Origin of the sequence: Aestuariibaculum sp. YM273, assembly GCF_030908365.1 — a bacterium.
GTDB classification, from domain to species: domain Bacteria; phylum Bacteroidota; class Bacteroidia; order Flavobacteriales; family Flavobacteriaceae; genus Aestuariibaculum; species Aestuariibaculum marinum.
Window position 1 is genome coordinate 896,296 of sequence record NZ_CP133090.1, and the last position, 25,231, is coordinate 921,526.

Annotated in this window: 15 protein-coding genes; 10 read left to right on the forward strand and 5 right to left on the reverse strand. The window is 36.1% G+C overall.

The window, feature by feature from the left end; genetic code table 11:
* Nucleotides 1-1,479, reverse strand: coding sequence for a glycoside hydrolase family 28 protein (locus RBH94_RS03750; RefSeq protein ID WP_307882436.1), 1,479 nt, complete (start codon nucleotides 1,477-1,479; stop codon nucleotides 1-3).
* Nucleotides 1,480-1,727: 248 nt separating this feature from the next.
* Here RBH94_RS03750 and RBH94_RS03755 point away from each other — a divergent pair, with 248 nt between their 5' ends.
* The 4 genes from RBH94_RS03755 (at nucleotide 1,728) to RBH94_RS03770 (ending at nucleotide 8,638) form a co-directional block, all read left to right on the forward strand.
* Nucleotides 1,728-2,774, forward strand: a complete 1,047-nt coding sequence (locus RBH94_RS03755) for a GntR family transcriptional regulator (RefSeq protein ID WP_307882437.1) — start codon at nucleotides 1,728-1,730, stop codon at nucleotides 2,772-2,774.
* Nucleotides 2,775-2,847: 73 nt separating this feature from the next.
* The gene (locus tag RBH94_RS03760; RefSeq protein ID WP_307882438.1) at nucleotides 2,848-4,152 is read left to right on the forward strand and encodes a rhamnogalacturonan acetylesterase; all 1,305 of its coding nucleotides are present in this window, start codon (nucleotides 2,848-2,850) and stop codon (nucleotides 4,150-4,152) included.
* Nucleotides 4,153-4,269: 117 nt separating this feature from the next.
* Nucleotides 4,270-7,122: a glycoside hydrolase family 2 TIM barrel-domain containing protein gene (locus RBH94_RS03765; RefSeq protein ID WP_307882439.1), complete on the forward strand. Its 2,853-nt coding sequence runs from the start codon at nucleotides 4,270-4,272 to the stop codon at nucleotides 7,120-7,122.
* A 13-nt stretch (nucleotides 7,123-7,135) separates the two neighbouring features.
* Nucleotides 7,136-8,638 carry a rhamnogalacturonan acetylesterase gene (locus RBH94_RS03770; protein WP_307882440.1) on the forward strand — a complete coding sequence of 501 codons (1,503 nt, stop codon included), beginning with the start codon at nucleotides 7,136-7,138 and terminating at the stop codon, nucleotides 8,636-8,638.
* Nucleotides 8,639-8,699: 61 nt separating this feature from the next.
* Here the strand turns inward: RBH94_RS03770 and RBH94_RS03775 are convergent, their stop codons facing one another.
* From RBH94_RS03775 to RBH94_RS03790, 4 genes are read right to left on the reverse strand one after another with little or no spacing between them, the layout of a single operon-like run.
* On the reverse strand, nucleotides 8,700-11,126 hold the full coding sequence (locus RBH94_RS03775; RefSeq protein ID WP_307882441.1) for a DUF4982 domain-containing protein: 2,427 nt from the start codon (nucleotides 11,124-11,126) through the stop codon (nucleotides 8,700-8,702).
* Between the two features lie 20 nt (nucleotides 11,127-11,146).
* Nucleotides 11,147-11,473 (reverse strand): L-rhamnose mutarotase, encoded by a 327-nt coding sequence (gene rhaM / locus RBH94_RS03780; protein ID WP_307882442.1) that lies wholly within the window; start codon nucleotides 11,471-11,473, stop codon nucleotides 11,147-11,149.
* 1 nt (nucleotide 11,474) lies between these two features.
* Nucleotides 11,475-12,485 carry a family 43 glycosylhydrolase gene (locus tag RBH94_RS03785; RefSeq protein WP_307882443.1) on the reverse strand — a complete coding sequence of 337 codons (1,011 nt, stop codon included), beginning with the start codon at nucleotides 12,483-12,485 and terminating at the stop codon, nucleotides 11,475-11,477.
* 12 nt (nucleotides 12,486-12,497) lie between these two features.
* Nucleotides 12,498-13,883, reverse strand: a complete 1,386-nt coding sequence (locus RBH94_RS03790) for a sulfatase-like hydrolase/transferase (protein WP_307882444.1) — start codon at nucleotides 13,881-13,883, stop codon at nucleotides 12,498-12,500.
* Nucleotides 13,884-14,098: 215 nt separating this feature from the next.
* On the opposite strand from RBH94_RS03790, the gene RBH94_RS03795 reads away from it, so the two are divergent.
* From RBH94_RS03795 to RBH94_RS03820, 6 genes are read left to right on the forward strand one after another with little or no spacing between them, the layout of a single operon-like run.
* Complete coding sequence (locus tag RBH94_RS03795; RefSeq protein WP_307882445.1) at nucleotides 14,099-15,466, forward strand: glycoside hydrolase family 28 protein; 1,368 nt, start codon at nucleotides 14,099-14,101, stop codon at nucleotides 15,464-15,466.
* Between the two features lie 55 nt (nucleotides 15,467-15,521).
* Complete coding sequence (locus RBH94_RS03800) at nucleotides 15,522-16,766, forward strand: oligogalacturonate lyase family protein (protein ID WP_307882446.1); 1,245 nt, start codon at nucleotides 15,522-15,524, stop codon at nucleotides 16,764-16,766.
* Between the two features lie 21 nt (nucleotides 16,767-16,787).
* Entirely contained in the window at nucleotides 16,788-19,577 is a 2,790-nt protein-coding gene (locus RBH94_RS03805; protein ID WP_307882447.1) for a glycosyl hydrolase, read from the forward strand.
* A 10-nt stretch (nucleotides 19,578-19,587) separates the two neighbouring features.
* Nucleotides 19,588-20,712, forward strand: coding sequence for a glycoside hydrolase family 88 protein (locus RBH94_RS03810; RefSeq protein ID WP_307882448.1), 1,125 nt, complete (start codon nucleotides 19,588-19,590; stop codon nucleotides 20,710-20,712).
* 19 nt (nucleotides 20,713-20,731) lie between these two features.
* On the forward strand, nucleotides 20,732-22,336 hold the full coding sequence (locus RBH94_RS03815; RefSeq protein WP_307882449.1) for a family 43 glycosylhydrolase: 1,605 nt from the start codon (nucleotides 20,732-20,734) through the stop codon (nucleotides 22,334-22,336).
* Nucleotides 22,337-25,228 (forward strand): glycosyl hydrolase 115 family protein, encoded by a 2,892-nt coding sequence (locus RBH94_RS03820; protein ID WP_307882450.1) that lies wholly within the window; start codon nucleotides 22,337-22,339, stop codon nucleotides 25,226-25,228.
* Nucleotides 25,229-25,231: the final 3 nt, after the last annotated feature.

Sequence of the window (25,231 nt, forward strand, 5' to 3'; positions counted from 1 at the left end):
TTATTTTGTTTGGTAAACGGACGCAGGCAAATCAACTTTTTGCGTGTTTTCTGACAATACCTGCCCTCCGTCATCGGGTAAAATTTTCACATTATTAAGGATCCAATTAGAACTATAACTTATTTTACCTGCTGTTTTTGCCTGAATATAAACATTGTTCAATGTTATGTTATCGATTACCGATTGTTCTAATCCATTTACATTAATTGCTGTTTGGGCTCCCTTTACATGGATATTATTTAAGGTTATATCTCTAAAGGTCGGAATCCCTTTTTCAGAGTCAACCTTTTCTAACATTTTTTTCCAATGCACAGGAATGGAATCTTTATTAAACTCTTCTGGCAATTTAGAATAACTATAATTCGGGTTCCAGTTCATGCCCACTTGCATAAAGGTACGCACGCTATCCATTTTAATATTCTCTAAATAGATATCTTCAACAGTACCGCCTCGATTAGTTGCTGATTTTATATTCAATCCATTTTTAGTACCCATTCCTTTTATGTTAGACACAAATACATGACGAATACTTCCGGAAGTTTCACTACCTAAAGTAAACAACCCCGCTCCCTGTCTTGCAATACAGTCTTTTATCACGACATATTCGGTAGGTTTATTAACGCGCTGACCATCCCAGTCGCGACCAGCCTTTAAACAAAAGTTATCGTCATTACAATCGATATCACAATTTTGTACTAAAATCCATTTCGAAGAATCGATATCCACACCATCGGTGCTTGGTCCGTGACCACCAATATTGTTTCTTATTTTTAAACCATCGACTGTAATGTATTCTGAGTACAATACCTGTACTGTCCAAAATCCAGCACGTTGTAAATTCAAATCTTGAACAAAGATATTTTTAGAATTCTGGACTAAAACGGTTCGCGGGCGCTTTGCATCGTAATCAACAATCCAACGCAGTCCTCTGGGTTCGTAATCGTTTTTACGTAAATCCCAATAGTAATCCCAAAACACTTTCCCCTGTCCGTCTATTACACCATCACCTCCCAAAACAACATTAGTCTGTTCTTTTACGTTTATTAAAGCGGCAGGCCACACCATTTCTATACCCGCCACACGTGTATCGATTTCCTTGTAATCTTCGATATTTTCACTTCCTTTTATGGTTACGCCTTTTGGAACAATAAAGTTAATACCACTCTTAATAAAAATGGAGCCAGATAAATAGCTTCCCGGTTTAAAGGTTACAACTCCTCCGCCAGCATCAAAACAAGCGTCAATGGTTTTTTGAATGGCTTCGGTATTTAAAGTTTCTCCATCATTTACAGCACCATAATCATTGACAAAAAAGATTTCCTTTTTATTTTCAAAGGATTTCGCTCCTACTTTATCAACCCATTCTGGAATAAAGGATTCTGCATTACTTTTTTCTTTCTTTACTGAAGCGTCTTTTTGTTTGCACGAAATAGTCAATAGGCTATACAGAATAAGCCCTGCAAGTTTAATGTGGTTCATAGTTTAGTTGAATTGTGAAACGTAAATATAACCGATAACTAAAAGTTAAGTATCCTGTACTTACACGATATTACTTACATAAAATCTATTTCTTTTATTCTTTTAGTTATTTTAAGCTTCGCAATTTTTAGTTCTAATTCCTTGTAAATCCTTAAAAAACCTGCTATAAGATTACTTCAATTCTATTTTTATGTTAATTTTGCTATCAACCCTCTCAAGTGGAGTTTCTAATTATAGCAATTCATTTTATGGCTCAACAAATTGAAATTAAAATTAATGAATCGTCTCGTGTCCCCAAATACAAGCAAATTGTTGATTCTATTATTAATGATATTTCGAAGGGCAAATTAAAGGTTGGTGAAAAAATACCTTCCATTAACGAATTAAGTGAGTCCTGTTATCTTTCTCGTGACACAGTAGAAAAAGCCTATAAACAACTCAAAGAACAGAAAGTTATTATCTCTGTTAAAGGTAAAGGCTACTATACCGCAAAAACCGATTTGATTTCTAAAATTCAAATCTTCTTCATGATTAACAAACTAAGTTCCTACAAAATGATGATTTACAACTCATTTGTTAACAGCTTAGGAATGAATAGTCTTGTTACTTTATCGGTATACCACTGTGAAGAATCCATCTTTGCCAAAACTTTAGAACGTAATCTTGGCGCCTACGACTATTATGTGATTATGCCTCATTTTAAAACCGATGATTCGAACCATATAAGTACCACTAACATGGTTCAGGATGTTTTAAATAAAGTCCCTAAAGACAAGCTTATTATTTTAGACAACAATAAACTGCAAATAGAGGGGAATTATGGCGCGGTTTATCAAGATTTTCAAGAAGATATATACAACGCTCTGAAAAAAGGTGTCGACAAACTAAAGAAATACGACAAGCTTGTTTTGGTGTACCCATCAAAATCGGTATATCCTTACCCTCAGCGCATTGTCCACGGTTTTAGAAAATTTTGTTCAAAATTTAATTTCGATTTTGAGATTTTAAATGAAATTTACGATGACATGGATCTTGATAGTAAGGACACCTACATCATTATTGAAGAACACGACTTAGTGAATTTAGTTCGTCAGGTACGTGCCAAAAATTTAACTTTAGGAGAAGATATCGGTATCATTTCCTATAACGATACGCCTCTAAAAGACCTCTTAGGTATTAACGTCGTTAGTACCCATTTTAAAGCTATGGGTGAGACAGCAGCTTATCTGGTTTTAAATAATAAAAAAGAAAAAGTAAAGAACGTTTTTGATTACATAGAAAGGAATTCGGTTTAAAAAGATTCTATTTCAGAATAGTACAGGATGGATCTTTACAATTAGACTAATATTTTAGTCAAAAATAAATTTTATGATCCACCACAAAACCAACTTACTAAATCTTTTATTTTTACTAGCTACACTTTATACTACTGCGCAATCTAATCTAAATAAATCATTTAGCTTTGGAACAAAAAACACTCCCGACAATGCTGTAAATATTTCAGAAGCTACAATATACAATGAAGCTAAAGGCTATGGTTTTGACTTTAATACCGCTAATAATGCTAAATTCAGCAAGCAGGCATTAACTTCAAACAGTTCGGTTTATTTTTCAATAAAATTACCCGAAGGATTTTACAAAGTCGATTTAATTTTAGGTGATAAAAAATGTTCTGAAACGACTGTAAAAGCTGAATCCAGACGTTTAATGATTAAGGAACTCCAAGTCGAAAAAAAAGACACCGTTCACTATTCCTTTACCGTTAATGTTAGAACGCCTAAAATTGATAATAATTCTTCCATTCGAATAAAAGACCGTGATAAACGCCAACTTAACTGGGATGACAAATTAACTTTAGAATTTTCAGGAAGTCCAGCGATTCAAAGTATTAACATAACTCAGGTTTCAAACATCACTACCATTTTCCTTGCCGGCGATTCAACGGTTACCGATCAGGATGTAGAACCCTGGGCATCGTGGGGGCAATTTTTTACCAATTATCTATCAGCTGATGTAGTTGTTGCGAATTATGCCGAGTCTGGTTCTTCGTTAAGCGCTTTTAAAGCTGTAAAACGTTTAGACAAAATTCTATCGCTAATGAAGTCAGGTGATTATCTATTTATAGAATTTGCTCATAACGATGAAAAACAAAAAGGCGATGGTATTGGTCCCTGGGAGTCATACACAAACTATTTAAAAGAATATATTACAAAAGCACGAGAAAAAGGCGGAATCCCGATTCTATGTACCCCAACGCAACGCCGAGCGTTCAATGCTGACGGCACTTTAAAAGCAACTCATGGCGACTTCCCTGCTGCTATGCGTAAAGTAGCAAAAGATATGAATGTGCCATTAATTGATATCACGAAAATGACAACAGATATGTACGAAAGTTGGGGAGACGAACCATCTAGGCAGGCCTTTGTTCAATATCCGGCAAATACATTTCCAGGACAAAGCAAAAAATTAGAAGACAATACGCATTTTAACAGTTTTGGAGCTAACGAAATTGCTAAATGTGTGGTTCAAGGCATTAAAGGTTTAAACTTGGATTTACAAAAACACCTTAGACCAAATATTCCAGAGTACAACCCTAAAAAACCAAATGTAATTAGCAATTGGACGCTACCGATGAGTACACGATTTGAAATTAAAAAACCTGATGGTAATTAAAGGGCCTGTTCTTTACAAAACACATGATACCACAGGATAGTTCTCATAAATGTATAAAGTACATTTACAGAATGTGTTTCACAAAAAACGCATAACAATCAACGCCACTAAACACAAATGAGATTAAATACATTACACACACTTTTTGTTCTTTTTGCAATAACTTTCTTTAGCCATGCGCAGGAAACCAAAAAAATCTACCTTTCTGGAAAAGATTTTAAACACCCAGTTTCTTGGGAATTTATGTGTACCGACGGGCACAACAGTAAAACATGGTCAACAATAAACGTACCTTCAAACTGGGAACTAGAAGGTTTTGGTGAGTACACATACGGTCGCTGGTATAAAGAACTTAACCAAAAAGAACCGAGTAAAGAGGAAGGATTTTACAAATACAACTTCAGCATCCCAGAAACTTATAAAAATCAGAATGTCACCATAGTTTTTGGAGGCGCTATGACCGATACTGAAGTTAAAATCAACGGGAAATCGGCAGGACCAATTCACCAAGGCGGCTTTTACGAATTTAAATACGATATTACTTCCCTTCTAAACTATGGTGAAGACAATCTGCTAGAAGTTCACGTTTCTAAACACTCCAGTAACAACACCGTAAATAACGCTGAGCGTAAAACCGACTGGTGGTTATTTGGTGGAATTTACAGACCGGTTTGGTTAGAGGTTTCTCCTAAAACATACATTGAACATGTTGCTGTTGATGCTAAAATGGATGGCTCACTTTCAGCCGATTTAGACATCATTAATCTTCCCAAAAAAGCAAGTATAGAAGCTACTATCAGCCCAATTGGAAGCCATGAATCATTCAAAACTATAACGATTCCTTTAGATGACAAAAAAACTCACCAAACCATTTCAGCAAAATGGGATGACGTGAAAACCTGGAACCCGGAATCACCAAATCTATATACTCTTACGTTAGAGTTAAAATCAGAGAATGAAATACTTCATACCTCAAAAACAAAAATCGGATTCAGGACTCTAGAATTCCTTAAAAAAGATGGCATCTACGTAAATGGTAAAAAGATTATCATGAAAGGGATTAACCGCCATACCATTTGGCCAGAATCTGGTAGAAGCACAGATAAGGATATTAGTGTTTTAGATGTAAACCTGATTAAAGATATGAATATGAACGCCGTGCGTTTTCATTATCCTCCAGACTCACATTTCCTTGAAGCTTGTGACTCCCTTGGTTTATTTGTTTTAAATGAAGTTGCAGGCTGGCAAAATGGTTATGATACCAAAACCGGAACACAACTCATCAAAGAAACAGTTCAACGCGATGTGAATCACCCTTCTGTAATTATCTGGGATCACGGTAACGAGGGTGGTTGGAATTACGAAATAGACCACGTCTTCCACGAATACGACCCCCAAAAGCGTATTGTAATTCATCCATGGTCTGATTTCGATGGCTGGGACACCCACCATTACCCAACGTATTTAACAGGTATGCACCGCTTTAATAACGGTGAAAATGTATTTTTCCCAACTGAATTTATGCATGGTACTTACGACAACGGTATTGGTGCCGGACTTGAAGATTTCTGGACACGATATAAACAAAGTCCATTATTCGCAGGCGGTTTTATGTGGGCCATGCTGGATGAAGCTGTTTTACGAACTGATTGGACGGGAGAACAAAAATATGATTCCAAAGGTAACCTAGCGGCCGACGGTGTTTTAGGTCCGCATAGAGAAAAAGAAGGCAGTTTCTTTACAGTTAAAGAAGTATGGTCTCCTATTCAATTTGCTCCTAAACAAATTACTCAAAAATTCGACGGTTCTTTCTTGGTAACTAACGATTATATCTATACAAATCTAAATACCTGTAAACTTGAATACCGTGTTTTAAAAGCGACCGAAGAAATTTTATATACCGATGATAAAGCTGAAGTTATTGCTTCTAACCCAATTACTATTGAAAGCATCACTCCTGGAGAAACAAGAACTCTTCATTTTAATGTTCCTTCCAACTTTTTTGAAGGTGATTGGTTAGAAATAACAGCAACAGACAAACATGGTCGTGAAATTTATACTTGGTCATGGCCAATTCATAAAGCATCATATTTAGCCAATAAACTCATTGCTAAAAATGACCTTAAAAAAGAAGCAAAAGCTGAAAAAACAGATAGCGAAATCACATTATCAAGTAAAGCTCTTACAGTAAAATTAGATACTAAAACAGGGCAAATCATCAGTATTCAAAACAAAAAAGGAGATGTCCCGTTCACAAACGGACCAAAACCGATTGGCATGAAAGCTGAAGTTGAAGATGTTTCTATTTCTCAAACTAAAGAAGCGGCTATTTGTGTTTTTAAATATGCGGGAGGTATCGAAACTGCCACCTGGACCCTATTTAACGACGGTCGTTTAAAATTAGAATTGATATTTCTGAAAAATGCAGGAAGAAATAGTGGTTTTGACGGTGCCTTTTTTGAAGGAGCCATCAATCAGTTTGGTGTTACCTTCGATTTTCCTGAAGAAGGTGTTGAAGCTATGAAATGGATTGGCAATGGTCCTTACCATGTTTGGAAAAACCGAATTAAAGGGACAACTCTTGGGCTTTGGGAGAAAGATTATAATACCACTGTTACCGGTGAAAGTTTTGAAAATTTAGTATACCCGGAATTCAAAGGTTATCATGCCAATTTTATTGGAGGTAATCTTAAAACAAACCATGGTGATTATAAATTCTTTAGTGAAAACGATAAGCTTTTCTTTAGATTATTCACACCAGATTTACCAAAGCATGCGGTTTCAAAAGTATTCCCGCAGCCAAGATTCCCAGAAGGAAATATTTCATTCATGTATGAGATTCCTGGAATGCGCGCTTTTAAACCTTTAGAACATCAAGGACCAGAAAGTCAACCTACAAACATTCGCATTAAAAGTGGCGATGAAGGTATTCCTATGACCTTATTGTTCGATTTTAGATCTGACAACTAAATATTACATATTGATGAAAAAATTTAAGTTATTAACATTCTTGTGCCTCTGTATTTCAATAACGTCCTGTGCACAACAAAAAAATACAACGCCAAAATTATACACTGTTGGTGATTCAACCGTAAAAAACGGTCGTGGCGATGGTTATGGAGGTCTCTGGGGTTGGGGTGATTTTATCGGTCAGTTTTTAGACAGTACTAAAGTTAAGGTTGAAAACCATGCACTAGGAGGAACTAGTAGTCGTACTTATCAGAATTTAGGCTTATGGGACTCTGTCCAAAAGCAATTAAAACGTGGCGATTATGTTATGATTCAATTTGGTCATAACGATAACGGTCCTGTAAACGATACCATTAGAGCTCGTGGCACCATTAAAGGTATTGGTGATGAAACCGAAGAAATAGATAATATGATTACTGGTGTACACGAAATTGTTCACACCTACGGTTGGTATATTGAAAAAGTGGTAAAAGAAACGCAAGCTAAAGGCGCTATTCCTATTATTATGTCTCCCATTCCAAGAAACGACTGGCATAATGGTAAAGTACCAAGAAATGATAATTCTTACGGATTATGGGCGAAGCAAATTGCAGAAAAAACAGGCGCGACATTCATTAATTTAAATGAAAAAATGGCAGCGAAACTTGAAGGTTTTGGCGAAGATAAAGTTACAGGAACTTATTTCTACAAACGCGACCACACGCATCCATCAGCAAGAGGAGCTGCTATGGCAGCATCGCTTATTATCAATGAATTAAAACAAACCGATAATTCTATAAAAAATTATATCCTTAACGATGTAAAGGTTGTTCTTCCAAAAAAGAAAAACATCTTCTTAATTGGCGATTCAACTATGGCGAGTAGCAGTAACCCAAACACCATTGGTTGGGGTGTTCCGTTCCCACAATTTTGCGATACTACGCAAGTCAATGTTATTAATAAAGCGCGTGGCGGACGAAGTACCAGAACGTTTATTTATGAAGGTTTATGGGATGCTGCTAAAAGCGAATTTCAGGAAGGAGATTTTGTCATTATTCAATTCGGACATAATGATGCCGGAAACATTGATAAAAAGAAATACAGAGGTTCTTTAAAAGGTATTGGAGAAGAAACTCAGGAAGTGATGCGCGACAGCACCGGACTTGAAACTGTTCATACTTATGGTTGGTACTTAAAAAAGATGATAAACGACACTAAAGAAAAAGGTGCAAACCCAATTATTTTAAGCCTAACACCACGTAACGAATGGCCCAACGGTAAGGCTGAAAGACGCACCGACAGTTATGTAAAATGGGCAAAAGAAGTTGCTGACGCTGAACATGTACCCTTTTTCGATATAAATGATATAGTAGCTACCAAATATGAGGCTTTAGGCAAAGAACAAGTAAAACCATTTTTTCCGCAAGACCACACTCACACTAATTTGGAAGGCGCTACATTTACAGCTAAAACTGTAGCTGAACTATTTAAAAAATCAAGAAGACTGGGCTTACGCAGTTATATTTATTTTGATTAGCACATAGTTTGTTACACATAAAAAAAATGCTTCGAAATTATTCGAAGCATTTTTTTTATAATTACGGATTAATAGACTTCAATGTCACTTCTCCTGTCTTGAGTCCTTTACCTCTCACTTTTAACTGAATATCTCCAGCTTCAGTTGTGGTTTGAACCAATACCACCAATTGACCGCTAAACAATTTCATTGTAGGCAAATGAAAAAGCTCTAAAGATGTGGCATCACCATTACAGGCGGCACGATAGGTTCCGTTTCCAGACACTTTAAATTCTAATTGATTAGTCGCAGTCGGACAAGGAATTCCATTTTTATCGACTACAGACACTCTAACAAAAACCAAATCCTCTCCGTTTGCCCTAATTTGTTGTTCTTCTGGTTCTAAAACAATTTTATAAGGTTTTCCTGCGGTATGAATCTCCTCTTCTTCAGCTGGATTTCCATCATCATCGAAAGCCACAACTTTAAGTGTTCCTGGTTCATATTTAACATCCATCCACATTAAACGGTAACGGTTTTGAGGGGTTTCATTATTTTTTTTCTGAATCCCCATACTTTTTCCGTTTACAAACAATTCGGCGCTGTTATAATTGGTATATACAAACACCGGAGTGGTTTCACCTTCACGCCCTTCCCAATTCCAGTGCGGTAAAACATGAAGCGTTGCATCTTCTGTATTCCATCGGCTTCGGTATAAATAAAAACGGTCTTTAGGTAATCCTGCCAAATCATTAATCCCGAAATACGAACTACGTGACGGCCATTTATCATCATAAGGTGTTGGCTCTCCCAAATAATCGAAACCTGTCCAGACAAATTCCCCGATGACCCAAGGTTTATCATCCTGAAGCACAAAATCATCATCAGGCAAATTCGACCAACTACAATATTCCAAATCGTATGACGAACATTGAAAGTCGTCGTATTGCTTCATGCTTGCCTTTTCAACAGGAAACTTATAAATACCTCGTGAACTCACTGTAGAAGCCGTTTCTGACCCCAGAATAAAGCCTTGAGGAAACTTCTCAAACGCTTCTTCATATAAATGCACACGATAATTTAATCCAGGTACATCTAAAAGTGCTCCGAAACCAGATTTCATAGTTTGCGCTACACGATCCATACCAACCGTTACTGGTCTTGTTGGATCTTCACGATGAAAAATATCCTGTAAACGTTTTGCGCGTTTTACCCCTTCGGCACCAAACTGATCGGGCACCTCGTTACCAGAACTCCACATCACAATACATGGATGATTTCGGGTGGCATGAATTAGATTTACCAAATCCTTTTCCACATCAGATTCAAAAAACTGATGATAGCCATTTTTAACTTTCGCTTTTGCCCACTCGTCAAAACTTTCAGCTAAAAACATAAAGCCCATTTCGTCACATAATTCTAATTGTTCTAACGACGGCATATTGTGAGAACTTCGAATAGCATCAACCCCCATATCTTTTAAAATTCGAAGTTGTCTTCGCAAAGCTGAAGTATTTATCGCTGCTCCAAGAGGCCCTAAATCGTGATGTAGGCAAACGCCTTTAAACTTTCGAACCTCGCCATTTAAACTAAAACCCTCATTGGCTTCATAAGCAATGGTTCGAATGCCAAATGTTGTAGACACCTCATCAATTAACTTCTCATCTTTATAAAGCTTTAAATTAGCAGAGTACAAATACGGTGATTCCGGGCTCCATAACTTCGGGCTTTGAACAAGGATATTTTGTTCGAATTGATTATCGAACATAGTGCTTGTTTCATTTAAAGCAACTTCGTTTCCATCTGCGTCAAAAACAGTCGTTACCAGTTTAAAATCACTTCCCGTAACTTGAGTTTTCACATTTACTTTTGCAACATCCTTTGAAACCAGCGGCGTTGTAGTAAACGTTCCCCAATGGTTGATGCTTTCTTTATTTTTTACAATCAGTTGTACTTTTCTGTACAATCCAGCTCCTGGATACCAACGGGAAGATTCACCCTGATTTGATAAATGCACTGCTAAAACATTATCTTCATCTAAGAAATCTGTGATATCGAAATAAAAGTAATTATAACCGTAATTCCACTCGCCTACTTTCTTACCATTTACATAAACCTTTGGCTGACTCATAGCGCCATCAAACGTTAATAATACTTTTTGATTTACTTTAACATCTGAAAGTTTAAATGTTTTACGATACCAGCCATCACCTATATACGGCAAAGCCCCAGTACGCCCTGTTTTTTCGGTTGCTTCTTTCTCTCCGTTTTGTTCAATGGCTACAGTTTGCTTATCGATTTCTTTATCAAATGGACCGTAAATAGCCCAATCGTGTGGAACGTTTACTGTTTCCCATTTACTATCGTTAAAGTCTTTTTCAGAAGCTTTTTCAATATTTCCTTTAGTGAATTTCCAACCCTCTTTTAAATTAATAATCTGCCTAGTCTGAGCAGATAATTTAAGAGTAGATATTATAATAATTGAAAGAACAAAATTTGAAAAACGCATAAGGAGTTGTTTTAAAGCTACTAATCTAAATGAAAAACTTCTTTTAAGGGTAAAGCTACTGGAGAATTATCAGGGTTTGTATCCATTATGTCTGCCATATATGCCCACCACTTTTTTACAATAGGGTGATTAGGCAACAAATCGTGATCGAAATCTTCACTTATTTTTTGAACCGCAAACAGTGTTAAAGTGTCTTCATCTAAAAAAATACTGTAATCCTGAATTCCAGTTTCAGAAAGTAACTCTGAAAGTTCAGGCCAAATCTCATCGTGACGCTTTTTATACTCAGCTTCGAATCCTGGTTTCAACTTCATTTTAAAAGCGTTTCTAATGGTATGTTTTTTCATTTTAATTGGCATTTAAATTAATATAAACAGGTGCATCGCGATCGCAAACAATGTCTCCATTTACATACTTTAATTCCGCAACTTGTAAGGATGTTCGTCTTGTATTATACGTGTCTTTTCCTTTATTTTCTGCTGTGCGCCCTGGATGCGTAAAATAAAACACGTAAGCTTTGTCTCCGCTCACAACAATATCAGGATGCCCTCCTTTTACTTTATCGTCTTCACCCTTTCCTGGAATTTCCAAAATATTTTTCTCTTGGCGGTTCCAGTGTTCAAAATCATCAGACCAATACACACCTAATCCGCGCCAGGCATCGTTAACCATCCAGTTTTTACCTTTCCAACGGAATACGTTTGGTCCTTCACCACGATCTTTAACCACTTTTTTACCACTATCTACCCAATTGTATAAATCTTTACTATCGGCATAATAAATGGACTTCCCATCGTTTTCATTATTATAATACATGCGCCATCTACCATCTGGTAGTCTAAAAACATCGGCATCGATACAGCGTTCGGAAGCCAGTTTCAACTTAGACTGAAATGCCCAATCTATCATATTTTTACTTGTTAAATGCACAATATATCTCGGATGATACCAACCTTCAAATATCCCAGGCACAATGGTTAAATACATATGATAAACACCATCATACTCTAAAACATCGGGTGCCCAGTGCGTGACATTTTCAATTTCATAATCGATATTGCAAGTGCCTTTATAAGTCCAGTGTGCACCGTCTTTAGATTCTGCGATACCTATTTTTGTTCCGTGTACCCATGCTACACCGCTTAAAGTGGTGTCTTTTGCCCGGCGGTTGGTATAATACATATACCAAACCTTGTCCTTTTCATTCCAGAGAATTGAGGGATCGGCAGCACCGTCGAAAACAGGGTCTCGAAACAAAGGTTTATCGGCAATATTAGGTTGATTGGATTTTGTTTTTTGAGTTCCACATGCTGAACAAATAATCAGCAATAGAATAAAATAAAGTGATTTTAATTTCATTTATATGAGAATCTATTTTAATTCAACATTCACCGTTTTATCGTCTTTTTTAAACTGATTTTGAAGTCGCACTTTCATGTTTTCTGCTATTTCTGTTTGCTCATCTATAAGATTATTTTTCTCTTCTGGGTCGCTTTCAATATTATATAACTGATATAAGGCCGGCGAACCATCTTTATGACGATTTCTAATAATTTTCCAGGGTTTATGAATCAAACTTTCCTGAATATGGCCACGCACATAAATATCGTGATTGGTTTCTATTTTACTATTTTCAATAGACGGCCAAACATTTACACCTTCAACATACTGTGGAATATCTTCACCTATTAAATTTAAAACAGTAGGCATAACATCGCTAACCGCCATATAATTTGAATTCTCTTCGGCCTGCAATTTTCCTCTAAAATAAGCTATAGCAGGCACTCGAATGGCGCCTTCGTAATTAGAGGTTTTCCAGTCGCGCAACGGAAAATTACTTCCTAAAACATCATTGCCTTTAAATTTACCATCATACTGATAGGTTGGATACCAGTTTTCCATAGCGCCATTATCACTTATAAAAAACACTAAAGTATTTTCATCAAGATGATGTGCCTTTAAAGTTTCAAGCACCTTCCCTATGGCATCATCCATGTGCGTCATTGCCGCTGCAAAATCTACGCGACTGCTATCTTTTATGGTTTTATAATACGGTACTTTCCACTTTTCTTCTTCTTGCAACGGAAAATGAGGTGCACTGTAAGCCAATTGCACATAGAAATTTTTAGTGGTATCTCGTTTCTTGATTAACCACTGAATAGCTTCTTTTGTTACTAAATCCGTGGTGTGACCGTCTTCCTCTATCATCTTATCATTTCTATACCAACTGGCATCGCCATTTTTATAACGGTGCGTGTATTGATCGATTTGCCCGTGTAAAAAACCATACGAATAATCAAACCCGAAAGCATTTGGTCCATTAGATATATCTAAACCTAAGTGCCATTTACCAAACAACGCATTTTGATAATTTTTCCTTTTTAAAGCCTGAGGTAAGGTGGTAATCGAATCGGGTAAGGTTTTATTGCTTTTTCCGCTAATAGGGGCCACAACTCCTATTCTACTTGACGGCATTCCCGTTAATAAAGACACTCTTGAAGGAGAACAAGTAGGATTGGCATAAAATCTGTTTAGCTTTACCCCATGATTTGCAAGACTATCAATATTTGGCGTTTTTATTTCAGAACCATTATAACCAACATCGTTCCATCCAGCATCATCTGCTATAATAACTAAAACATTCAACCCTTTATCTAAATGAATTTCTGTTTGTTTTTCTACAGAATGATTTTTACACGCTGAAAACAAAAGAAGCAAAAAACAAAGCAATGTAAATGGTAAAAACCTAATACTCATGAATATTAATTATGTTTTAAAAAGTTTGTTGGAAAGTTAAAGATATTTAGTTGTAAACGGAATAGTATCCTGTGGTATACTGCACTTCCCCTATCTTTTTATAAAAATAAACTCTTAAACCGTGCTATAATCAACTAAAACAGGATGCTACAGGATACTATTTTTAAACGTAAAAAATACCTTTACTATCCAATTAAACAAAATAACCATTATTAATGACTAAAATAGCCCAAGCTTTTTTTGTAGTTGTCTTTTTACTTTTCGTTTCCTGTAAAGAAACCATTCATCCTGTTAAAATTTCTAAGGTTGAAGTGGAAGCTCCGTTTAAAATGCCAGCTATCGAAATTCCTGATTTTAGCTATTGCAAACAATTTCTTATTACAGATTTTGGAGCCATTAAAGGAAATAAAAAACGAAACTCGAAGGCTATTGATGATGCTATTAATGAAGCGAATAAAATAGGGGGTGGTATTGTAATTATTCCTGAAGGCGAATGGATTACAAAAAGTATTCACTTGAAAAGCAATGTAAATCTGCATTTAAACAAGGGAGCTGTTTTACTGTTCTCTGAAGCTCCTGAAGATTATCTTCCTGCTGTGCATTCTACTTGGGAAGGCATGGAATGTTACAATTATTCTCCATTAATTTATGCCTATCAGTGTAAAAATATTGCTATTACTGGCGAAGGAAAACTAAAAGCAAAAATGGATATCTGGAAAACATGGTTTCCACGCCCAAAACCACATATGAATAGCTTAAAACGTCTTTACAATTTAGCGTCTTATAACAAACCTATTGAAGAACGTCAGATGGTAAATGATACGGCACATTTTCGTCCGCAGTTTATTCAATTTAATCGTAGTCAAAACATTTTATTAGAAGGTGTTTCTATTGAAAACAGTCCGTTCTGGACCATTCACCCTTACCTTTCAAAAGATGTGGTTATTAGAAATTTAAATGTATATGCTCACGGACATAACAATGATGGTGTTGATCCTGAGATGAGCGAAAATGTCCTTATTGAAAACTGTATATTTGACCAAGGTGATGATGCTATTGCCATAAAGTCTGGTAGAAATCAGGATGCCTGGCGATTAAATACACCTTCAAAAAATATTGTCATGCGCAACTGTACCATGAAAAACGGTCATCAGTTAGTCGCTATTGGCAGTGAGCTTTCCGGTGGTATTGAGAATGTTTTTGTTGATAACTGTAATGTGGTTGATGGTGCCAAAATGTATCATTTAGTATTTATAAAAACCAACGAACGTCGTGGTGGATATGTAAAAAACATTTTTGTTGAAAATATAAAAGCGGGTAAAATAGCTAATGGAGTTTTAGGAATAGAAACCGATGTGCTTTACCAATGGCGTGATTTAGTGCCAACAATAGAAAGAAAACTAACTCCAATTAGCGACGTGCATCTTAAAAATGTATCGGCTACGGAAACCGAATATCTATCAAAAATATTTGGTCAGGCAGAACTTCCTATCGAGAATGTTTTTCTCAAAAATGTATCGGTAGATAATATCCTAAAGGAAAAACATATTCATGAAAACGTTGTTAATTTCATGGAAAACTAACTATTGATTTGAAGAACATATGACAACCTAAAAAACTTCAATTAAAACTAAACCAATGAGACCTTTAACATATTTATTAACCCTTTCACTAATTATTTCTGTTTCATGTAAATCGAATAATTCAAAAGCGAAACATCAAATTCCAGTGATAGAAACAGGCAAAGCTAGTTCTGTTGCAAAAATCTGGATCGATTCTATTACAGGTCATAAAGTTGAAAAATTAGTCGACAGAACCGGAGACAACCGAAGTTTTTACTTTCATAATAACCCGTTTTTAAAATCGGAAGACGGGACTGAAGATTTAATGATTTTTTCCGGTTCTTCTGAAACTGGAAATCAGTTTTTCACTGTCAATCTAACCACTAAACAAGTTCAACAAATTACCAATAAACCAGGAAATAAACGTGGTGAAATTATTGGTCCAAAATCTCGTAAAGTCTTTTACATGATTAAAGACAGTGTATTTGCTACACATATTGACACGCATAAAACCGAATTCATCTATAAATTTAGTGATGATGTTATTGGCTCTGTAACCACTTTAAATGCAGATGAAACCTTACTCGGCGGTGCTTTAATTACCAAAGAAGAAAACGAAATCTTTAAAAAGAACCCTAAAAAATCTAGTTATTTTGATAAGATTTACGAAGCCAAATTAGAACGAAGCCTTATTACCATTAATGTAAACACTAAAGAATTTAAGAATATATACTCTGAAAATGCCTGGTTAAATCACATTCAGTTTTCACCATCCAATCCTGATTTACTTATGTATTGTCACGAAGGTCCTTGGCATAAAGTTAATCGCATTTGGAACATAAATATTAAAACAAAAGACACGACTTTAATTCACAAAAGAACAGTTGAAAGAGAAATAGCAGGACATGAATTTTTTAGTCCTGATGGAGAAACCATTTGGTTCGATTTACAAATTCCGCGAAGCGTTACCTTTTACCTTGCAGGAAAACATTTAGCAACAGGAAAAGAAACTCGTTACGGATTAAAACGCGACGAATGGTCTATTCACTATAATATTTCACCCGACCAAAAAACATTTGCTGGCGATGGTGGCGACCCCGGACAAGTAGCGCGTGCTAAGGACGGCATGTGGTTATACCATTTCACCCCAAAAGGAGACAGTTTAGTTTCTGAAAAACTAGTAAACATGAAAAACCATAACTACGATTTAGAGCCAAATGTTCATTTTTCTCCCAACGGAAAACAAATTATCTTTAGAGCTAACTTTGAAGGAACTACGCAAATTTACGCGGTGGATATTGCTAAAACAACATTAAACTAAACTCAATTTTCAAACTATTATATGAAGATTAAAAACACATATACCCTACTACTTTTAACCTGTTTAACACTTGTTAACTGCAAAAAACTTGAAACCGATTCAAAATCGCCATGGCCGGAACAAACCAAAACCACAAAGCCTTGGACACGTTGGTGGTGGATGGGAAGTGCAGTCGATAAGCCAAATATTAAATCGCACTTAATAGCTTTTGAAAAAGCTGGATTAGGCGGTGTAGAAATTACGCCGATTTATGGTGTTAAAGGCGAAGAAGAAAATTTCATAGACTTCCTGTCTCCTAAATACATGGATATTCTGGATTATACCATTGATGTAGCTGATAGTTTGAATATGGGTGTCGATATGGTTTTAGGAACAGGCTGGCCTTATGGCGGACCACAAGTCACTCCCGAACATGCTGCGACACAACTTTTAGTTGAAAAATACGAAGTAAAAAAAGGCGCAACTATCAATACAACCATTGAACCTAAGGATAAAAAACAACATGGTTTAGCAAGCCTATTACATGTTATTGCTTTTGATACTGATGGAAATGCAACCGAGATAACAGACAAACTAGAAAACGACAAGCTAAACTGGCAAGCAAACAACTCCGATTACACCATTTATGCAGTATTTAGCGGAAAAACACGCCAGCAAGTAAAACGTGCGGCACCGGGTGGTAAAGGTTATACTTTAGACCACTACTCTACCGATGCTCTAAACGAATACGTTGTACCTTTCAATGAAGCCTTATCCGAATTCGACGGAAAAATTCGTGCTATTTTTAACGACAGTTATGAAGTTTACGGCACAACATTTACGCCTAAATTCTTTAATGAATTTAAAGCACGTCGCGGCTATGATTTATTACCACAATTACAACAATTGCTAGACACTACCGATAACGATATTAGCAACCGTATTAAAAGTGATTACAGAGAAACCTTATCAGATTTATTACTGAATAAATTCGATATTCCGTGGACAGACTGGGCAAATTCAAAACAATTTAAAACAAAATTACAAGCACATGGTTCGCCTGGAAACCTGATTGATTTATACGCTTCAGCCGATATTCCGGAATGTGAAACCTTTGGCTCTATGCCTTACGATATTCCTGGGTTTAGACGTGAATTAGAAGACATTCGTGAAGGTGATGCCGACCCGGTAATGTTAAAATTCTCGTCATCGGCAGCGCATATTGCAGGAAAACAATTAACCTCATCAGAAACATTTACATGGCTTCGCGACCACTTTAAAACCGCTTTATCACAATGTAAACCCGAAGTTGAAGATTTAATGCTTAACGGTATTAACCACGTATCTTTACACGGCTCAACCTACTCTCCGGAGCGTGCAGCATGGCCAGGATGGAAATTCTATGCGTCGGTTAATTTCAATCCTAATAAGACCATTTGGGAAGATGTCCCATCGTTATTTTCATATATTTCAAACTGCCAATCGATGCTCCAATCGGGGCAACCGGACAACGAAACTTTATTGTACTGGCCTATTTACGATACCTGGGGCAAAAACTTAAAAAACTCATTATTCTTTCAGTTTAAAATTCACTCATTAGACGAATGGCTTCACGACACACCATTTTATGAAACCTGTAAAAGTTTAATGGCTAAAGGTTATAACACCGATTTTATTTCAGACAAATTTGTTGCTAAAGCTTCGGTTAAAGATGGCTTGATTGTTTTACCTGGCGGAACTTACAAATCATTAGTGGTTCCGGATTCAGAGTTTATGCCACTTGAAACCTTGAAAAAATTACTGGAATTAAAACAAGCCGGTGCACAAATAATTTTTGAAGGCCTGCCGGAATCGGTTCCTGGATATCACGATTATGAAGCTCAAAACAAAGAATTATCAGATTTGATATCTTCTAATGAATCTTTATTTCAACCAACAACAAATTTATACGCCGATTTAAAAACCGCCAATGTAAACCCTGAAACTCTGGTTGAAAGCGGTTTAAAATTCATTCGTCGTGATATTGATGGGGAAAAAATTTATTATTTGGTAAATCATACATCTAAAACTATAGACGATTTCCTTCCTATTGCTATTGGCAATAAAGAAGTCATTATTTTAGATCCGTTGACGCGCAACGTTGGTAATGCTATCGTTAAAAAAGAAGACGATAGAACTTTGGTAAAACTTCAAATTGAACCAGGAAAATCTTATATTCTTAAAACCGAAAACAGCAAGTCTCAAACTGACTGGACATATTATGAAGATTTTATTTCACTTCATTTGAAATATAAAGAAGGTGATAATATTATTAAAGCACCAATAAAACCAATTCCTTTAACCGGTACTTGGGCAATTGATTTTGAAAAAGGCGGCCCGCAACTTCCTGCTTCCGTTACAATAGATTCATTACAGTCATGGACAACTTTAAGTCCAGAAGCTGAAGCATTTTCAGGAACCGCCTCTTATACGATAGAATTTAATGCACCTGAAATTGATGCAGATAACTGGAAGCTCAACTTAGGTGATGTTAGAGAAAGCGCCAAAATTTGGTTAAACGGCACCTATATTGGAGACGTATGGTCGGCACCTTTCAATATTCAATTAGGCAAATTGAAAAAAGGAACCAACGAATTAAAAATACAAGTCACCAATTTACCAGCAAACAGAATACGTGCTAAAGAACTACGAGGCGAAGAATGGAAAATCTTCTACGAGATTAACATGGTAAATAAAGATTATCAAAAATTTGATGCCATCCTTTGGAACCCGATGCCGTCTGGACTTTTAGGTCCTGTAACTATAACTCCTCTAAAAAAGACATTACAATAACAATTCTCTTATGAAAAAGCATTTTTTATCATTCAGCTTAGGACTTTTAATTTCAGGATTAAGTTTTGCTCAGCAACCTTTCAACAAAAAAGAAGTCTTAGAAAACATCCAACTTGCCAACAAATATTTCATGGAAAAATGGGAAGATGTAGGTAAAACGATTATAACCAATAAAGAACGCCCAAGTAACATCTGGACGCGTGGTGTGTACTACGAAGGATTAATGGCCTTATACGAAATATATCCTGAAGAAAGCTATTATAAATATGCTTACGATTGGGCGGAATTCCATAACTGGGGTTTTAGAAATGGTAATGCTAACCGAAATGCCGATGATTATTGTGCGGCGCAAACCTATATTGATTTATACAATCTGGAACCAGATTCTAAGAAACTAAGAAACACAAAGGCTTGTATAAACATGCTTATCAACACCCCTCAATTGGACGACTGGTCTTGGATTGATGCCATTCAAATGGGGATGCCTGTATTTGCTAAGTTAGGTATTTTAGAAAACGATACACGCTACTTCGAAAAAATGTACGAAATGTACATGTATACCAGAGATAAACATGGCGACAACGGACTTTACAACCCAAAAGATGGATTATGGTGGCGCGATGCCGATTTCGATCCGCCGTATACAGAACCTAATGGTGAAGACTGTTATTGGAGTCGTGGTAATGGTTGGGTTATTGGTGCTTTAGCAAAAGTTTTATCAATCATCCCGGAAGATGCGCCACACCGCGATCAGTACATTAAAGATTTAAAAGCTATGGCTGAAGCTTTAGTTCCTATCCAGCGTAATGATGGGTTCTGGAACGTAAGTTTACACGATCCTTCACATTTTGGAGGTAAAGAAACTTCGGGGACTGCCTTATTTATTTACGGTATGGCTTACGGCGTTAACAACGGTATTTTAAATAAAGATAAATACCTTCCTGTTATTGAAAAAGGTTGGAATGGTATTATTCATGAAGCTTTAAACGACAACGGGTTCCTTGGTTATTTGCAATCTACTGGAAAAGAACCTAAAGATGGTATGCCTTTATCGTACACCAAAGTACCAGATTTTGAAGATTATGGTTTAGGTTGTTTTCTTTTAGCTGGTGCCGAAATTTATAGAATGAAGTAATTAAAACGCTCCCTTTATAATGTTGAAATTTGAATCCATTCTTTTAAAAAGACTTTTAAGTTCATCAATTATATTGATGAACTTAATTGTATATGCTCAATTCAACACTATTAAAAACGACACGTTTTGGAACACCATTGAAGGTAAACCCATTTACAGTCAAGGTGGCGGTATTTTCATTTTTCCTAATCCGAAAACTGGAGAAGAAAGGTATTACTGGTACGGTGTTCATTACAAAGAAGCTGAATTATACCGCAAAGACCCATCGCAAACGCAAGCTAGAAATAATTTTGTTGCAGTTACCTGTTACAGTTCTACAGATTTAGTAAACTGGACATTTGAAAATAATGTACTGGAAAGAAATGAAGTAGAACAAGACGGTCGCACTGGTTGGTTAGGACGTATGGGAGTGGCTTATATTCCAGAAAAAAAGCAATATGCGTTATTTATTCAACATGATAACAGCGTGCTAATCGCTTTATCTGATTCGGCTACCGGAAACTTTAAAAAGCATAACCGATTGGACATGACCGAAATGATAGGCACTCAAAATACGGGCGACCAAACCGTTTTCACCGATTACGATACCGGAAAATCTTATTTGGTGTATTCTTACGGACGTGGACGTAACAAAATATACATTTCAGAAATTGGTATAAAAAACGGAAAAGTCGATTTACTCGATTGCACTCAAATTTACAAAGGCAAAGGACGTGAGGGTAACTGCATGTTTAAATACAATAACAAGTATTATGTATTTGCATCAAATCTTTATGGCTGGGATTCGTCATATGCCTATTATTTAGTAGCAGACAACATTAAAGGCCCCTACACCCCAGCTAACGAAATGTTGGTCACACCAGGCTGTATGGATGATTTTGCCCACATAACTCAAACCGGATTTTTTGTAAACGTAAAAGGAAGCAAACAGGAAACTGTAGTTTATTGCGGCGATCGCTGGGCTAATTTTGCCGGCAATGGTCTTGGTTACAACCAATGGATGCCTATGTCTTTTGATGGCGATACACCAGTTTTCAACTCACTTAATTCATGGAGCCTTAACGAATCTACAGGCGAATGGTATGTAGAAAGCGATAATGATTATGTAAAAAACCCAAGCTTTGAAGCCGACCGTCGAGCTATTCCTTCACCTGTAAAACCGATTCAGGAACACCTTACAGGGTGGGTAACTCAGTTGTATCAGGGTAATGCTGTTCTTGTAGGCGATTCAGAATCACCTCAACTTAATTATTTCAACTCTCAAGAAGATCGAAAACATGTTATTGGTGAAAAAAGTCTGAATATTGAAGATAAAGTTGATTTTAAACGTAAAGTATTTCAGTTTATAGAATCTACTCCCTCGGTTGAATTAGCTGACGGAGTATATACTCTAACTGCGAAAATAAAAACCAATGGCAATTTCAAAATATTAAATATGTATGCTGAAAGTGGTGGTATTGAAAAGCATGTTTCCGTTAATAAAAACACTAAAAATTGGTCCACAATAACAATTCAAGACATTGAAGTTAAAAACGATAAGGTAGAAATTGGCTTTTTTGCTAATGCAGAAGCAAATGCTAGCTGCCAGATTGATGATGTTTCTTTTATAAAAACAAAACATTAAATGAAGTTACTTTTAAAAAATATATTATTCTTCTTAAGTCTTATTCTGCTTGCTTGTGGAACTTCAATGCAATCTACAAACAATCAGAGTGCTGCTTTCGAAATTTATACCCAAACTAAAAAAACAGTCATTCTATATGATAAGGCATCACCCTTAGATTCTATAACTTCAAATTTATTGGCTGAAGATATCTTTAAAGTCACTAACTATAAACCTGAAGTCATAACAAATATAGACGATGCTAAAGGTCATGTTATTGTTATTGGAGCGTTAGAATCTGAATTGATTAATCAGTTTTTAAGTCCATCTGACTATCCTTTGGAATTTAAAAACCAATGGGAAAGTTACCAGTACAAAACCGTTTCAAATTCTAATAAAAACATCGAAAAAGCGTTTATTATTGCCGGAACCCAACCACGCGGAACAGCTTATGGCGTATTCAATCTTTCTAAACAAATAGGCGTAAATCCGTGGTATTGGTGGGCCGATATTCCTGCAAAAAAACAAAGCGAGCTCATTATTAAGGATTCTAACTATTTTAGCAAAGAACCATCGGTAAAATTCAGAGGTATCTTTTTAAATGACGAAGATTGGGGCTTACAACCCTGGGCGGCTAAAACTTTTGAACCTGAAACAGGAGATATTGGTCCGAAAACTTATTCCAAAATTTTCGAATTATTACTTAGGCTAAATGCCAATGCTATTTGGCCTGCCATGCACCCTAGTACTAAAGCCTTTTTTCACTATCCCGGCAATGCAAAAATGGCAGAATTATACAACATTGTCATTGGCACATCGCACGCAGAACCTATGCTAAGAAATAATTTAGACGAATGGAATAAAACAGAATTAGGACGCTTTGATTACAAAAACAATAAAAACACAGTTTATAACTATTGGGAAAACCGCGTAAAAGCTGCAAAAAATATCGATGCTATTTATACTATGGGTATGCGAGGTGTACACGACAGCGGTATGGAAGGTGTGAAAAGTAAAGATGAAGCTGTAGATTTATTAGACGGCATTATAAAAGACCAGCGTGGTTTACTTGAAAAATATATTAACTCTGATGCCTCTCAGGTGCCACAGGCTTTTACCGTTTACAAAGAAGTTCTGGACTTATATAAAAACGGACTTGAAGTTCCGGAAGATATTACTTTAGTCTGGACCGACGACAACTACGGTTATATTCGATCTTTAAGTGATACCGAAGAGCAACAACGATCTGGTGGCGGTGGCGTATATTATCATGCATCCTATTGGGGAAGACCTCATGATTATTTATGGTTAAGCACTACGAGTCCGCATCTTATTTGGGAAGAAATGATGAAAGCTTATACCCTAAACAATAAAACTATTTGGATTTTAAATGTTGGCGATATTAAACCTGCCGAATACAATACCCAGCTATTTTTAGATATGGCTTATGATGCCTCCCAGTTTGAAGATATTAAAGCCATAGCCCAACATCAAGAAGACTTTTTCACAGACATTTTTGGAGAAGAAAAAGCCAAAACCATCGCAAAAATAAAAGAGACCTACTACCATTTAGCTTTCGAACGAAAACCCGAATTTATGGGCTGGAGTCAAACCGAACCAACCACACAAATTCATAATACAGATTACACCGCGTTCTCATTTGGCGATGAAATTTCTAATCGGATTGCTACATATGAAGCCATAGAGAACCAAGTTCAAAACATTGAACAAACCATTCCTGAAAATTTAAAATCTTCGTTTGTTCAGTTAGTCAGTTATCCCGTTGAAGCTGCTTCTAACATGAATAAAAAATTTTTGTATCGGGATAAGGCACTAACTTATGCTAAGCAAGGTCGAAAAAGTGCTGAAACCTATAAATTATTAGCCAATCAGGCTTATGAAAATATTGTTTCGTTAACCGAAAAATACAACGCGTTGTCAAACGGAAAATGGAACGGCATCATGCATATGAAGCCTAGAAATCTTCCTGTTTACCAAAATCCGGAAATTGAACTCAATGAAAAGGTTTCAAAAGATATTTTAGGGGTTTCAGTTGAAGACACTTTAAAAACTTCTGAGGGAAGAAGTAAGCTACCAACCTTCTATGCGAATGATTCTACATCACATTTTATTGATGTGTATTTAAAATCGAAAGGGAATGCAAAGTGGACATTCAAAAATGTTCCTGAATGGCTTAATATTTCAGAATCATCAGGATTTCTGAATTTTGAAAATTCTTTAGAAGACAGAATCTTTGTTTCCATAGATTGGGATTCATGGAAGCAAAGTGGTAAACCGCTTTCAGAAGTAATTACAATTGAGGTCGAAAATTTCAAAAAGGATATTCAAATTAATATTTCCGAAAGCTATTCTAATCTAACCAAAAACAGCATTATTGAAAAGAATGGATTAGCCATTTGGCATGCTAGTAGTTTTAGTAACAATGTTGAGAAAAACGGTACTTTTTGGAAATCGTTACAAGGCTTAGGGCATTCGCAAAACGCACTACAAGCATGGCCTTTAGCATCTAAATCCTTTTCAGATTACAAAAGCGCACCTGTTTTAGAGTATCACATCAACACAGAAACCATAACTAACGAAGCCTTCTTAACTGTAAATGCACTTCCAACGCATCCGTTAACCACTAATGGCACCGTTAAAGTTGCTGTGCAATGGAATAATGAGCCTGTTGAAATAATCGATTTTAAAACTAAAGGACGCAGCAATACTTGGAAGCAAAACGTTTTGAGTAACACCGCAAAAAAACAAATACCAGTTCCTATCAAATATAAAGGAGAACAAACCTTAAAAATTTATATGATCGATGCCGGAGTAACTCTGGATTATTTCATTTTAAACACATCTAAAAACAAAATCAAACCCTATCATTTAGGGACAGAAACTAAACTTTAAAAC